Origin of the sequence: Brasilonema octagenarum UFV-OR1 (genome assembly GCF_963888615.1) — a bacterium.
GTDB lineage: Bacteria > Cyanobacteriota > Cyanobacteriia > Cyanobacteriales > Nostocaceae > Brasilonema > Brasilonema sennae.
Genome location: NZ_CAWPKW010000220.1, coordinates 14,409 through 27,582, shown reverse-complemented (window position 1 = coordinate 27,582; position 13,174 = coordinate 14,409). Strand labels below are relative to the sequence as shown.

11 protein-coding genes are annotated in these 13,174 nt (G+C 43.4%); 2 read left to right on the top strand and 9 right to left on the bottom strand.

Annotated features, from left to right (window positions below; all coding sequences use genetic code 11):
• Positions 1-16: 16 nt before the first annotated feature.
• The 5 genes from AC5590_RS16980 to AC5590_RS16960 form a co-directional block, all read right to left on the bottom strand.
• Positions 17-1,228 carry a type II secretion system F family protein gene (locus AC5590_RS16980; protein ID WP_169264738.1) on the bottom strand — a complete coding sequence of 404 codons (1,212 nt, stop codon included), beginning with the start codon at positions 1,226-1,228 and terminating at the stop codon, positions 17-19.
• Between the two features lie 183 nt (positions 1,229-1,411).
• Positions 1,412-2,533, bottom strand: a complete 1,122-nt coding sequence (locus AC5590_RS16975) for a type IV pilus twitching motility protein PilT (protein WP_169264711.1) — start codon at positions 2,531-2,533, stop codon at positions 1,412-1,414.
• A gap of 149 nt (positions 2,534-2,682) precedes the next feature.
• Positions 2,683-4,695: a GspE/PulE family protein gene (locus AC5590_RS16970; RefSeq protein WP_169264710.1), complete on the bottom strand. Its 2,013-nt coding sequence runs from the start codon at positions 4,693-4,695 to the stop codon at positions 2,683-2,685.
• A 104-nt stretch (positions 4,696-4,799) separates the two neighbouring features.
• Positions 4,800-5,330, bottom strand: a complete 531-nt coding sequence (locus tag AC5590_RS16965) for a hypothetical protein (RefSeq protein WP_248277206.1) — start codon at positions 5,328-5,330, stop codon at positions 4,800-4,802.
• A 39-nt stretch (positions 5,331-5,369) separates the two neighbouring features.
• Entirely contained in the window at positions 5,370-5,663 is a 294-nt protein-coding gene (locus tag AC5590_RS16960; protein WP_169264709.1) for a nucleotidyltransferase family protein, read from the bottom strand.
• A 560-nt stretch (positions 5,664-6,223) separates the two neighbouring features.
• Between AC5590_RS16960 and iscB the strand changes: the two genes are divergently transcribed.
• The gene (iscB, locus tag AC5590_RS16955; RefSeq protein WP_169264708.1) at positions 6,224-7,504 is read left to right on the top strand and encodes an RNA-guided endonuclease IscB; all 1,281 of its coding nucleotides are present in this window, start codon (positions 6,224-6,226) and stop codon (positions 7,502-7,504) included.
• Between the two features lie 49 nt (positions 7,505-7,553).
• Positions 7,554-8,546 carry a phenylalanine--tRNA ligase subunit alpha gene (gene pheS / locus AC5590_RS16950; protein ID WP_169264707.1) on the top strand — a complete coding sequence of 331 codons (993 nt, stop codon included), beginning with the start codon at positions 7,554-7,556 and terminating at the stop codon, positions 8,544-8,546.
• A 136-nt stretch (positions 8,547-8,682) separates the two neighbouring features.
• Here pheS and AC5590_RS16945 read toward each other — a convergent pair whose 3' ends face one another.
• The 4 genes from AC5590_RS16945 to AC5590_RS16930 all read right to left on the bottom strand — a co-directional run bounded on the left by AC5590_RS16945 (position 8,683) and on the right by AC5590_RS16930 (position 13,147).
• Positions 8,683-9,246, bottom strand: a complete 564-nt coding sequence (locus AC5590_RS16945; RefSeq protein WP_169264706.1) for a GNAT family N-acetyltransferase — start codon at positions 9,244-9,246, stop codon at positions 8,683-8,685.
• A gap of 176 nt (positions 9,247-9,422) precedes the next feature.
• Positions 9,423-10,871, bottom strand: coding sequence for a RecQ family ATP-dependent DNA helicase (locus AC5590_RS16940; protein ID WP_169264705.1), 1,449 nt, complete (start codon positions 10,869-10,871; stop codon positions 9,423-9,425).
• An 82-nt stretch (positions 10,872-10,953) separates the two neighbouring features.
• Entirely contained in the window at positions 10,954-12,537 is a 1,584-nt protein-coding gene (locus tag AC5590_RS16935; RefSeq protein WP_169264704.1) for a B12-binding domain-containing radical SAM protein, read from the bottom strand.
• 301 nt (positions 12,538-12,838) lie between these two features.
• Positions 12,839-13,147, bottom strand: a complete 309-nt coding sequence (locus tag AC5590_RS16930; RefSeq protein ID WP_048867455.1) for a hypothetical protein — start codon at positions 13,145-13,147, stop codon at positions 12,839-12,841.
• Positions 13,148-13,174 lie beyond the last annotated feature (27 nt).

The window sequence follows — 13,174 nt, the reverse complement described above, 5'->3', positions numbered from 1 at the left end:
AACTGATAACTGATAATTACCCAAGCTTATCAAACACCTTAAACATAGGCAGATACATAGAGAGTAAAATTGTACCAATCATCCCCCCCAAAACGACAATCATAATCGGTTCCAAAATGCTGGTTAGTGCTTTGACTGTTTGTTCGACTTCATCTTCGTAGAAATCAGCAATTTTCATCAACATAACATCTAATTCACCAGTTTCTTCTCCGATACTAATCATCTGAATTGCCATTGGAGGAAAAACTTTCTCTTTTTGCAAGGCAATGCTAATCATACCTCCTTGTTGAATTTCTACACGCGCAGTATCAATAGCCTTAGCAACTACCTGGTTTCCTGAGGTATCCCGCACAATTTCCAACGAAGTCAGAATTGGTACTCCTGAACGAGTCAAAGAACCAAAGGTACGGCTAAAACGGGCAACTGATGATTTTTGGACTAACTCACCAAACAACGGTATCTTCAGCAAAAGACGGTCTATGGTTTCACGTCCAACCTGACTTTTGTAGTACAGTCGATAGGCGATACCTGCTGTGATAACGCCGATAATCACCAAAAGCCAACAACTTCTTAACACTTCACTTAGCTGCAGCATAAATTGCGTCAAAGCAGGTAACTCAGTACCCAATTCTTTATAAATATTGGCAAAAATAGGGATGATAAAAATCGTCATAGCAAGAAAGATGGCGATCGCCAAAAATCCCACAACAACAGGATAAGCCAATGCTGACTTAATTTGGTTTTGTAATCGAGCAATATCCTCCAACAACTTGGCTAAACGATTTAGCACTTCATCCAAAACACCACCAACTTCCCCAGCCTCAACCATACTGACATATAAACCATCAAAGCAATCAGGATATTTCCGCATCGCCTCAGAAAGATTCATACCACTTTGTACATCAATATTAATACCCAAAATCGCTTGTTTCAGTTTAGGATTGCTACACTGCTGGGCTAACACACTCAGACTTCTCACAATTGCCACTCCTGCATTCACCAAAGCAGCAAATTGACGAGAAAATACGGCTTTATCCTTCACGGAAACATACATAAATTTGGTTTGAAGTTGTTTGAAGTCAAAGCCTTGAGATTCTTTTTTGATATCTTGTACAATATAACCCTGTTGCCTAAGAGAAATACGAGCTTGAGCCAAAGAATTAGCCACAACTTTTTCTCTTTTCGATTTTCCTCGCGAGTCCTTAAAACGAGCAACGAATGTTGGCATATAAAGCAATTCAATATTCAAAATTTAAAACTTAAGATTTAAAATTCAAAAATAACAAACTCACAGCCCCCAACCAGGACTGCTTGTTGATTGAAAGTGCCCCTTGTAACCAGTTATCAGTTATCAGTTATCAGTCTTTTACTGTTTACTGTTCACTGTTCACTGTTAAGAGAACCCTGTGTTTTAATGTGCTTTGACTGCTACTCCTGCTCTTGTTCCAGCGAGTAGTGCTGCACTACCGATAAGACGCTTAATCTCATCCGGCTTAGAAGTTTTAGAGATTGCATCTTCCAAAGAGATAACTCCTGCCTTATATAAATCTGCTAAAACCTTTTCTAAAGTCTGCATCCCCATTTTTCCACCAATTTGAATAGCAGAATAGATTTGAGATGTTTTTCCTTCACGAATTAAATTAGAAATCGCAGGAGTCACAACCATAATTTCTTGAGCCATCACTTGACCAAATTCACCTGGTTTCGGATTTTTTCGAGGAACCAAAGTTTGACTAAATACCGCCACCAGTGAATTTGATAACTGCACTCGCACTTGAGTTTGTTTTTCGGAGGGGAAAACATCAATAATTCTATCTACAGTTTGTGCGGCTGAACTCGTGTGCAAAGTTCCAAAAACCAAGTGTCCCGTTTCCGCAGCAGAAATCGCCAAAGAAATTGTTTCCAAATCGCGCATCTCACCCACCAAAATGATATCTGGATCTTCCCGCAAAGCTGCTCTTAAAGCATTAGCAAAGCTTTTCGTATCCTCACCAAGTTGCCTTTGATGAATTACACTTTTCATCGGTTCATACACAAATTCAATCGGGTCTTCTACTGTCAAAATATGCTCTGAGCGAGTGCGATTAATCAAGTCAATGACTGCAGCCAGGGTAGTTGTTTTACCAGAACCTGTGGGACCTGTTACCAAAATTAATCCCCTTGGTTTTTCTGACATTTCTCGTACAACATCTGGCAAACCTAACTTTTCAAAGTTTGGAGTTTTGGAACTTAACGCCCGCAAACAAGCGGCATAAGCACCACGTTCTTTGTAAACATTAACCCGAAAACGAGCCAATCCCCTAACACCATAAGAGCAATCTAACTCCCAGTTTTCCTCTAAAATTCGACGCTGGGAATTATTGAGCATACTAAAAATCAACCATTGACACTCATCTACTGACAATGGCTGATTGCCAATAGGAGTCAGTTTACCACTGAGGCGAAAGTAGGGAGGCAAACCTGCAGATAAATGTATATCAGAACCACCCATTTCTATCAACTTCTGCATCAAATCTTCAATCATCATTTCCATTTTTCTAACTTCCTTTCTTCAAAACTAATAACTAAGAATGACTTCCTTAAGTAGTCTCAAATTACCTATCTTCTTCTTTTTCTTCTTCCTTTGCGTCCTTCGCGTCTTTGCGGTTCGTTTAAGTATTTTTTTGGGGCAGAAAAGACTAACTACTCTTGAAACCGTGGTGTCATACAGTATGGACAATGTAACCATTCGGCTTCCAGTCCAGCGTGACAACTCCGACAAGTCAGACTGATCTTACGTTTAGCTTTCAACTCTGCTTCCAAACCCGTATCAGTAAACGTGACTCGTTCAACCTCTTCCAAAGTCGTATAACCTTGACACACTAAATCCAAACTGTAAGCCAGTAGAGTTTTCATCCCTTCTTCCACCGCTACTTCTTTGATGCGTTCCGTTGGTGCGTCTTCGGTAATCAAGGCTTGCAGGCGTTCTGTGATTCGCATAACTTCATAAACACCACAACGTCCCTTGTAGCCAACGCCATGACACTCTGGGCAAAGCTGATCATTTGCCTTGGCTTGGTGAATTTGCTCTAAAGTTAAGGTATTTGCCTTATAAAAGGTAACACCCACTTGTTGACTTGCTGATAAACCATAGCGAGATAGTTCTGCTGTGGTGGGAGTGTAGGGAATGCAACAACTGGGACACACGCGCCGTACTAAGCGCTGTGCTAATACACCAATGAGAGAACCGGAAACCATGAAAGACTCAATGCCCATTTCTGCCAAACGAGCGATCGCCCCCGGCGCGTCATTAGTATGCAAAGTTGTCAAGACCAAATGACCGGTCAATGCTGCCTCAATTGCCGTTTTTGCCGTTTCCTTGTCTCGCGTCTCACCCACCAGAAGCACATCGGGATCTTGTCGCAAAAAAGCCCGTAAAGTTGTCGCAAAATCCAGACCTTTTTCCCGAATCACCTGCACTTGAGTGATTCCAGGTAAACTGTACTCAATTGGGTCTTCCACCGTACAAATATTGATGCCTGAAGAGTTCAGTTCCGAAAGTGCCGAATACAAGGTTGTTGTTTTACCAGAACCAGTCGGTCCTGTCACCAAAATCAAGCCAAAGGGACGACTGACCATATCCTTGACAATTTGCAAAGTTTCTGCATCAGCAATCAGTTGATCCAATCCCAATTGGGTTGCAGAGTTATCCAAAATTCGTAGTACGATTTTTTCCCCATAGCGACTGGGCAAGGTACTAACGCGGAAGTCCAGCTTTCGTCCCTCAAACACTCTTGTGATGCGTCCATCTTGAGGTAAACGCCGTTCAGCAATATCGAGGTTGGCAATAATTTTGAAACGAGTTGTGACAGCAGGAATGATTTTTTTGGGCAGAGGATCGAAAACCTGACGCAGCACACCATCCTTACGAAAACGAATGAGTAAATTTTCTTCCTGCGGTTCTACGTGAATATCAGAAACCATCTCATGTAGTGCTTTCGCGAGGATTCTGTTAACTAAATTGATAATCGGGGCATCCTCAGCACTCTTCATCGCTGCACCTAAGTCAGCTTCCTTATCTTCAGGTACATCCTCTAAATTGAGATTGTCTAGATTTTCTAAGTCCTGATTAATGTCTGTAAACTTTTCCTGTTCGAGGTGCTTTTGTCGAACAGTCACCTCATCCAAATATTGGTTAATAAGTTGCTGATAATCCTCTTGAGTAATCACCATCCGCTGCAAAGTCCATCCCTGCGGACGTAAGATGCGGTTCAAATCATCCGAAGCTTCTAAATTATCCGGATCTACCATCGCCACCATAACCGAGGGTGGGTTTACCTCAGCATTCTTTGCTAGTGGTATTAAGTGATGACGACGACAGATATCTACTGGAATGAGGGTATCAATCAGTTGACTCATTCTTGTTGTGCCAACCTGACTCACCTCTAAATCAAGAGATTCAACACCGTATAATATTTTTAGTTCAAATAGCTGCTGCTTTTTATGTAACCTATACAGTTCTGGTGACAACTGTCGTCCGGAAATAGATTCCAGCACTTGTGTCAGAGATCTGCCAGACTTACGACTTTCAATCAGTGCTTGTCTCATCTGTTCGCTATTGACAAAGCCAGATTGCACTAGTTTGTTGCCAAAGGGCGAGAACTGAGATCTTGTAGTAACAGCAGTAGTACGCCTTTGTGGTAACGACTGAGCCATATATGAGCAATTAGTCACGGAAACTCTAATTAGAGTATTCCCAAGCTGGCAGTCAGAATTGACATGTACACTGATAACAATTAAGACAATCTTGAAAAAAAATACTACTGATTGAGACTAGGAGCAACCTTCTCTAGGTAAGCTCGAAAGATTTGATGTGCGGTTTTGTGGTCGCCTTCTGGGGTAAGATCAAACAAAAACCATAAAGCTCTACTTTGATAACATCTGGGTTTATCTGTCGCAATTAACCTACCAAGGTGTTCACAATTCCAACCAGGAATTGTGTACTCCCAATCAGCAAAAACATGAAGGGCTTGTTTGAGTCGCTCAATTATTCGCTCAGGCTCAAAAGCAATGTGGTCAATACCGGCAACAAATTTTGCCTCTTTTCTCTCAAATGGACATAACCCACGATCTGTATCAAAAATATGTGTATCTGATAGACCAATTCCATAATGCCAAAATGGGTCAGGTGGATTTTGCCAGTTGAGTAAACGCCCGTATCGCTCACTTGAGGGACCAATAAAACACTCAATTTCTTTTATTCTCTTCTCGACTTGTTCTACAGACAACGACATACGTAAATTGCTCAAGAGCGGCGATAGCGAAGCGCTGCCGCCAAAGGCGGATCGCATCTAATATATCTTGTAAATAATCCTCCAATTGTCGTCTGGTCATAGATAGACCACTTCTGTCAAAATCCGCTCTCCTATACGTGGCTTTAGTCCCCCTTTATGTACCAGATCAACCTTCACTCCAAGGTTATCACTCAGATAGTTTTCTAAATTGACAAACTTCAACAAACTAGGTATTTCAGAGAACTCTACCAACACATCGACATCACTCGTTTCAGTCTGTTGTTGTCTTGCATAGGAACCGAAAATACCCAATTCGCTTACTTTGTACCGTTCCTGCAACACTGGTTTGTGCTGAATCAACCATCGCCGAATTTCTTCCAGCGTCTTCATGCTGCCAAAACCTCCTCTGCGTACACTAGTCAAAGTGATTATCTTTAACCTAACTCTAAACCACTGCCCCCAGTGGTAACTAGCAGCATAACGCTGATTGTAAATCTGATTCTGGCTTCCTTACAGAGCGGCAAAACAGGTAAAAAGAACTTTGATATAATATTGTCTTTGACAAATCAATTGTCTTGTGACGATTCAAGTTCTTCATACGGCAGAATAACGGTGTCAACGATATGTTATATCTCCAGTAGTCCAAAGCTTTGGATCTATGAGTAATGAATAGTGTAATGAGAGCATAGGCAATAGGAGTAATCCGTAGTCTATGTGAACCAGACCACCCTTAGAGGGGTAAGCGTTACTTAAGTCATGACACCCTGGAATTCGCTAGTTCCCTGCACCGCAGTCGCCACAACGGGGGGAACCCCCGCAAGGCGCTGCTCCCTGTCGCTAAGAGTTAAACATCTGGCAACAGAAGTGCTTTTAGCCTAACAAGCTCTAGTAACAAGGTTGAAGCAAACATTACTTAGAAATAAGGACTGGTCAAACCGACCGAACAAATCATGTCAAACTACGTATTTTTGATTGATGCCAACAAAACACCGATGAATCCAATTCATCCAAGTCACGCCAAGAAACTTCTAGAAACAAACAAAGCAGCAATATTCCGTCGTTACCCGTTCACATTAATCATGAAACGAGTAGTAGAAAATATTGTTGCTTACCCGTTGACATTGAAGTTAGACCCTGGTTCTAAATTGACTGGGTTCGCTTTAGTTAATAACCGCGATGAAGTTATTTGGGGAATGGAATTACAGCACCGAGGATTAGCTATTAGTGATGGGCTACAAACCCGATCTGCTGTAAGACGTGGTAGGCGTTCTCGACATACCAGATACCGTCAACCCAGGTTTGTGAATCGCACTAGAGAAAAAGGGTGGTTAGCACCGTCGTTGCGGCACCGCGTATTAACTACCGAGACGTGGGTGAAGCGTTTATGTAAGTTTGCGCCGATAAGTGCAATTGTCCAAGAGCTTGTCAGGTTTGACTTGCAGCAGATGGAAAATCCGGAAATCTCTGGAATGGAATATCAGCAAGGTGCCTTGCAAGGATATGAAATTAAAGAGTATCTTCTCAACAAATGGGACAGGAAATGCACTTACTGTGGGGCGGAAAATATCCCTCTGCAAGTTGAACATATTTGCCCTAAAGCCAATGGAGGAACTAATCGAATCTCTAATTTGTGTTTAGCTTGCCAAAAGTGCAATCAGAACAAAGGTACGCAAGACATTGAAACCTTCCTTGCTCAAAAACCCGACCTTTTGAAGAAAATCTTGTCTGAGGCTAAACGACCTTTAAAAGATGCAGCGGCAGTAAATTCTACGCGCTGGTCGTTATTTAATGTCTGGAAAAGTTTAGGGCTGCCTGTTAAGACGGGTTCGGGTGGTTTAACGAAGTTTAACCGGACTCGTTTATTGCTCCCAAAAGCACACTGGATTGACGCAGCTTGCGTTGGGATTACTGGCACGTTAAAAATCTTAATAACTAAGATTTTCACCGCAAAATCGACAGGACACGGCATAAGAAGGATGTGCCGAATCAATAAATATGGTTTTCCCTGTACAGCCCCCAAGCAAACTTTTACTCATGTATCGACAGGCGATTTTGTAAGAGTTCAGATAGTCAAAGAACGCAAAAATCTACAGTCTGGAACATACACTGGACGCGTCAAAACACCGACAAACAAAGGGTGTGAAGTCGTTATCAATGGGTTTAGAGTTGGGTTTTCAACAATGAAGGGTGTGTCCAGAATCCATTGCAGCGACGGGTATAACTACGCTTGACCACGAAAAGCTACGAATTAACGAGATTAGGATTTTCGACTAAAAACTAATGACTAACAGTTTAGAGGCTCAACTTTTAGAACTGCGAGAGGAAGGAGAAAAAGCGATCGCCGCCGCTGATACGCTAGAACGTCTGGAGGAACTTAGAGTCAGCTACCTTGGGAAAAAAGGTCAACTTGGGGCGCTGTTGCGGAGTATGGGACAACTGAGTGCGGAGGAACGACCAAAAATTGGGGCGATCGCCAACACAGTCAAAGAAGCTTTGCAAAACAGCTTAGATCAGCAACGCGCAGCCTTGGAAGGGGCGAAAATTCAGGCACAGCTAGATGCTGAAACATTGGATGTAACAATGCCAGGAATTTATCGTCCTCAAGGTCGTGTTCATCCCCTCAATAACATCATCGACAAAGCTTTGGATATCTTTGTCGGGTTGGGCTACACCGTAGCTACTGGACCAGAGATGGAAACAGATTACTACAATTTTGAAGCTCTGAACACCCCACCCGACCACCCCGCCCGTGATATGCAGGATACTTTTTACCTGCCAGACGGGAATCTGCTGCGGACTCATACCTCGTCAGTACAAATTCGTTACATGGAAACAGAGGAACCCCCCATCCGGGTGGTTGCGCCAGGGCGAGTTTACCGGAGAGATAACGTAGATGCGACTCACTCAGCAGTTTTCCACCAAATAGAACTTTTAGCCATTGACGAAGGACTGACGTTTACTGATCTTAAAGGCACCATTAAGATATTTTTGGAAGCGATGTTTGGTGAGTTACCTATTCGCTTCCGCGCCAGTTATTTCCCGTTTACAGAACCTTCTGCTGAAGTTGATTTGCAGTGGAATGGTAGCTGGTTGGAAGTGATGGGTTGCGGTATGGTCGATCCAAATGTGCTCAAAGCAGTGGGGTACGACCCGGAAGTGTATACAGGGTTCGCCGCCGGTTTTGGTGTAGAACGCTTTGCGATGGTTTTACACCAAATTGATGATATCCGCCGTCTTTATGCCAGTGATTTACGCTTTTTGCGTCAGTTTTAAAAAAGTTAGGAGTTAGGAACTGTAACTTAATCTATAGACAAAGCTACCCATTACTACCCATTTTTGGGTAGCTTTTCTCTTGCGATACGCTCAATAACATCACTTAAGCTTCCGGTTCATAATGATAATACTGTTGTTAGACGTTGCGGTCATTATCCGAAGTGAGTTCCAACGTCATCAGGTGTTCGTCGTAGAAACGTCCAGCTTTCGAGAATGTCTCTTGCTCAGTACCATAGATACGGAAGCCAAGCGATTGGTAAAGACAGATTGCCGCTTTTTGTTGGGTCACGACAGTTAGGTTGACTCTCCTGATGCTTCGCGCGTTCGCTGCCCAACTCAAAGCTTGCCTGACAAGCGATCTACCACAACCGTTGCGACGGAATGCGGGCAAAACATATAGCCCCCCAAGATGAGCGCGGTGCTTCTCGTTGGGTGCGCAATAGCGAGAAATCCGGACGGTGCCAATGAGTTGATTGTCTTGAAACGCTCCGAAAAAGCAACGCTCGTCGCTTTGTGCGAGTCTTGCAGCTATCTCAGAAAGATTTGGTTCATCCTCTGGCAACGAGCCGAAAGCTGGGGGATGTTCATGAAGCGCAAGCAAACGCACAAAACGATATGATTCAGCATCAGCGGGAGAAAGCACTCGTACGCTGATGGAAACAATGCTGTGTTGAGGCTCGTTTGTTAGATTTTCATTCATAGCAGACTGGTAGAAACGCCTAACGGTGAAGCTAACCGGAGTCAGGTGACTGTTGCATTGTAATCGATTCTCCTAACTTTTCTGGTGATGTTGTACTTTAGCCAAATTTCAAAGATTCTGTACAAACTCTTGCCACTCAGCACGAAAAGCATTTTTTTCAGCTTCTGTCAAGAAAGTTATTTTCGGCAGCAATTATCACAATGACCACAACGCCAGTTCTTAATTTCTTCCTCAAAACCAAAAGCACTCAATAAAAAACGCCAGCGACAATCTCTAGTAGTAAGATATTGATTCATTTGCTTGGTGGCGTGCAATTGTGTGACTGATTTGGTTTTCGCCCCTGGAACGATACTGTAGTGAAAGGGGTCAAGCCACTTGAGTTGTCCGGTGCTGTGTAGTAGAGAGAGGGCGATCGCACCATCACGAAATTCTCGCGCCACAGCATTCACCTCTCCCGTTCTCGGCAATTTTTTCAAGACTTGCTGCGCGTCTAGCTGTTGCTGCTGCAAATTCTCCTCAAAAAACTTTTGTCTTTGCTTATCTTGTGGATCTAACCACCCCGTAGGTTCACTGATCAACATCAGTGCTTGAGTTGGTTTTCCATCTCGTCCACCGCGTCCAATTTCCTGCACGTACTCTGAAATCAATAATGGCGGGTGAAAATGAACCACCCAACGGACATCACTCTTATTTATCCCCATACCAAAAGCACACGTGCAGATGACAAACGGCATTTTTCCACTCAGCCATTGTGCTTCAATATCGCGGCGTTCCTCTGCGCCTAATCCTGCATGATAACCTGCTGTAACGTAACCCAACTCTAGCAGCCATGCAGCCAACTCTTCGCTATCTCGCCTTGTCCGAACGTAAACAAGCCCAGTTTGTTGTGCTTTATCTGAAAGAAATTTTAAGAATTGTTGCTTTCTTCCCCTTGGAGTCCAAACTATACGAATAGAAGGATTAATATTAGAACGATAAGGATTAATACGAAAAACTGCAGATCCCTGTAACTGAAGAATTTCTCGAATTTGAGTTTGGGCTAAAGGGTCAGCGGTGGCGGTGAAAGCGGCTAGCGCTATATTTGTTCCCAATGGTTTTGATTTGAGTAGCGCTGGTCGTACTGCCCCCAATCTTCGGTAAGCTGGTCTAAAAGTGTCTCCCCACTGTGTCAAACAGTGCGCTTCATCTAGTATCAATCCATTAATCACAAGTTCCGGCTGACACAACCTTTCCCACACTGGCTTGCTGAGTAAAGTTTCTGGCGATAAGTAAAGTAATCTGAGTTGTTGTCGTTCCAAAGCTTGTAAAGTGATACGCCGCTTATCAGATGGTAATTCACTATGCAAAAGGGCAGCGGGTATTCGACGTTCCCGAAGTTCCTGCACTTGGTTTTCCATCAGCGCCACCAAAGGCGAAACAACGAGCGTTAATCCAGTTTGTAGCAGTGCGGGAAGTTGAAAACAAATTGACTTTCCCCCACCTGTGGGCATGATAATCAGCGCATCTTTTTTTGCCAACAAACTCTGGATAATTTCTCCCTGCGGTGGACGGAAATCTTCGTAACCCCAAATTTTTTGAAATGCTGCGCGGACTTCGTTCCAAGATGCTGTTGCAGATGAATTCATGAGCCATAGTATACAAGGACGATACCGAATCTATCCTCTTCTTTTAAGCTACTGGCTCAGTAATATTATCAGTATTACATCTTTATTTGATCAGCATTGGTTCTTGCTTAGGTAGCACAGAGACTCTCAGTGGATCGTAGCCTAGTTGTTGAGTAATCCGTTCCCTAGCTAAAGCGCGGTACTCCCAAAAATGTTCTCCAGCAGCGCATAGCCCCAAATACATATTGAGAACTTGAGGCTTTTTCAGCAGAATCGTCCATAGTTGTTGCCAGAACTGCCTACGAATTTCAGGTCGGCGTAAGCCCTGATGCCAGATTAACTGAGCAACGAGCTGCAACCCCTTACCTGGAGAAAATTGCATGGTTTGCTTTCGTTTTGCTAGCGAGCCAATACTGAGACATTGCTGAAAACAGCGTCTGAGATAGTTTCTGGGTTCATACAACGTCCAGAAGCCTTCTACATACTCTCTAGCGATTTCATCGATGGAGCGGGTGGGGATGAAATTCATTAAGGTATTCTGGTCTCCCAGCTCAATCCCGCCAATACCCTCTACTAAACGCTGCTCTTTTTGAAGACGGTTCCAAAGAGCAGTGTTGGGCAAAGCTTGAAGGATGCCCAGCATCGGTTGAGGAATACTGGTTTGTTCAACAAAAGCTTGAATTCGTTCTCCTGCTCGTGGGCGTTCTCCATCAAAACCAAGGATAAACCCTGCATAGATTAGCATCCCTGCTTCATTGATCTTGCGACAGGCTTCGATGAGGGGATTGCGAGTATTTTGCACTTTTTGTGTGACTTGCAAGCTGTCTTGGTCAGGGGTTTCTATGCCGAGAAAAACTGCATAGAAGCCTGCTTCATTCATTAATTGCAACAGTTCATCATCTTCTGCCAAATTAACAGAAGCTTCAGTTATGAAAGTGAACGGGTAGTCGTGCTCCTTTACCCAAGGAATCAATTCTCGTAAGAAGCGTTTAACGTTACGCTGATTGCCAATAAAGTTGTCATCAACGATGAAGAGTGACCCTCGCCAGCCTAAATCATAAAGAGCTTGTAACTCGCCTATGATCTGGTGAGGCTCCTTGGTGCGTGGTTTACGACCGTAGAGGACAATGATGTCGCAAAACTCGCAGTTGAAGGGGCAACCGCGAGAAAATTGGATAGCCATCATCAAGTAGGCATCCCGTTGCAGCAGGTCAAAACGCGGCATCGGGCTTTGGGTGACATCAGGTTTTTCCAGGGAGCGAAAGATTCCTTGCTCTTTGCCGCCTTTGAGGGCTTCTAGAAACTGTGGAACTGTCAACTCCCCTTCATCCAAAACCAGATAATGCGCTCCAGAGTCAAGAGCATCTTGCGGGATTGAGGTGGGGTACGGGCCACCGACTGCCACTTTTTTGCCTAACCGCACCGCTTTTTGAATTAGGGCATGGAAATCTGGTTTCTGCACCAGCATTGCAGAAAGGATTACTAGGTCACACCACTCCCAATCAGCCTCTGTTTCAAGATTGACGTTGCGATCATAAAATCTAATTTCCCAGTCCTTGGGTAGAAGGGCTGCTACTGTAATCATCCCCAGTGGAGGCAAGACGGCTTTGAGTCCGGCGATTTCCATGAAGCGATCATAAGACCAAAAGGACTGGGGAAACTGAGGGTAAATCAATAGTGCTTTCATAAAATCCTTTTTGCACAACTGTGAGTACCACGAACACCCATCAATAGCCGAAAGCATCTCCGTAAGATTCGCAATCGGCTCGTCGAACTGGAATGTTGCCCCAAGCAAATTAACGCCTGCAAGTAGTATTTGATACTTTTAGTCAAATGACTACAAATTAGGTATATAGAGATGATACAGACACTCAAACCATTAATTTGTCGTTAACCGTTTCAAGTGGCAACACACCTGTAGGAGGCTTTGTCATACCTTCGCCAACCGCATCTAACGAAGATATTTTAAATACTAAAAATAAAAAACTTTAGTTTTCTCTATCTAAAGTAATAAGACTAGAGTCAGGGTTATCCTGGACACTACTCACACAAAAATTAATATGGTCACGGATAGCCCGCTCATAAACTATAGTCTGCTTTGTTCGTATGCCTATAGGCTGATATATCAAGTTAATTTTTGGAAACTCGCACCAAGACATCAAAAAAATGTCTTTGGCGGGAGTAGTAATTTCATAATGATTCTCTTGTTTTTTCTTCTTAAGCCTACAATTATTGAGTCGTAACTTTTGTCTAAATAATGTTTCAAATTCGGGAATTAGGTTTGAAGCGGTTTTCATGGTTTATACACGTTTCAACGTGTTATT

What these genes read in the sequence shown, in the direction of transcription:
- AC5590_RS16945 (WP_169264706.1), bottom strand. Translation starts at nt 9,246, where the DNA reads ATGAATGAAAATCTAACAAACGAGCCTCAACACAGCATTGTTTCCATC.
- AC5590_RS16970 (WP_169264710.1), bottom strand. Translation starts at nt 4,695, where the DNA reads ATGGCTCAGTCGTTACCACAAAGGCGTACTACTGCTGTTACTACAAGA.
- AC5590_RS16980 (WP_169264738.1), bottom strand. Translation starts at nt 1,228, where the DNA reads ATGCCAACATTCGTTGCTCGTTTTAAGGACTCGCGAGGAAAATCGAAA.
- AC5590_RS16935 (WP_169264704.1), bottom strand. Translation starts at nt 12,537, where the DNA reads ATGAAAGCACTATTGATTTACCCTCAGTTTCCCCAGTCCTTTTGGTCT.
- iscB (WP_169264708.1), top strand. Translation starts at nt 6,224, where the DNA reads ATGTCAAACTACGTATTTTTGATTGATGCCAACAAAACACCGATGAAT.
- AC5590_RS16965 (WP_248277206.1), bottom strand. Translation starts at nt 5,330, where the DNA reads ATGCGATCCGCCTTTGGCGGCAGCGCTTCGCTATCGCCGCTCTTGAGC.
- pheS (WP_169264707.1), top strand. Translation starts at nt 7,554, where the DNA reads ATGACTAACAGTTTAGAGGCTCAACTTTTAGAACTGCGAGAGGAAGGA.
- AC5590_RS16940 (WP_169264705.1), bottom strand. Translation starts at nt 10,871, where the DNA reads ATGAATTCATCTGCAACAGCATCTTGGAACGAAGTCCGCGCAGCATTT.
- AC5590_RS16975 (WP_169264711.1), bottom strand. Translation starts at nt 2,533, where the DNA reads ATGGAAATGATGATTGAAGATTTGATGCAGAAGTTGATAGAAATGGGT.
- AC5590_RS16960 (WP_169264709.1), bottom strand. Translation starts at nt 5,663, where the DNA reads ATGAAGACGCTGGAAGAAATTCGGCGATGGTTGATTCAGCACAAACCA.
- AC5590_RS16930 (WP_048867455.1), bottom strand. Translation starts at nt 13,147, where the DNA reads ATGAAAACCGCTTCAAACCTAATTCCCGAATTTGAAACATTATTTAGA.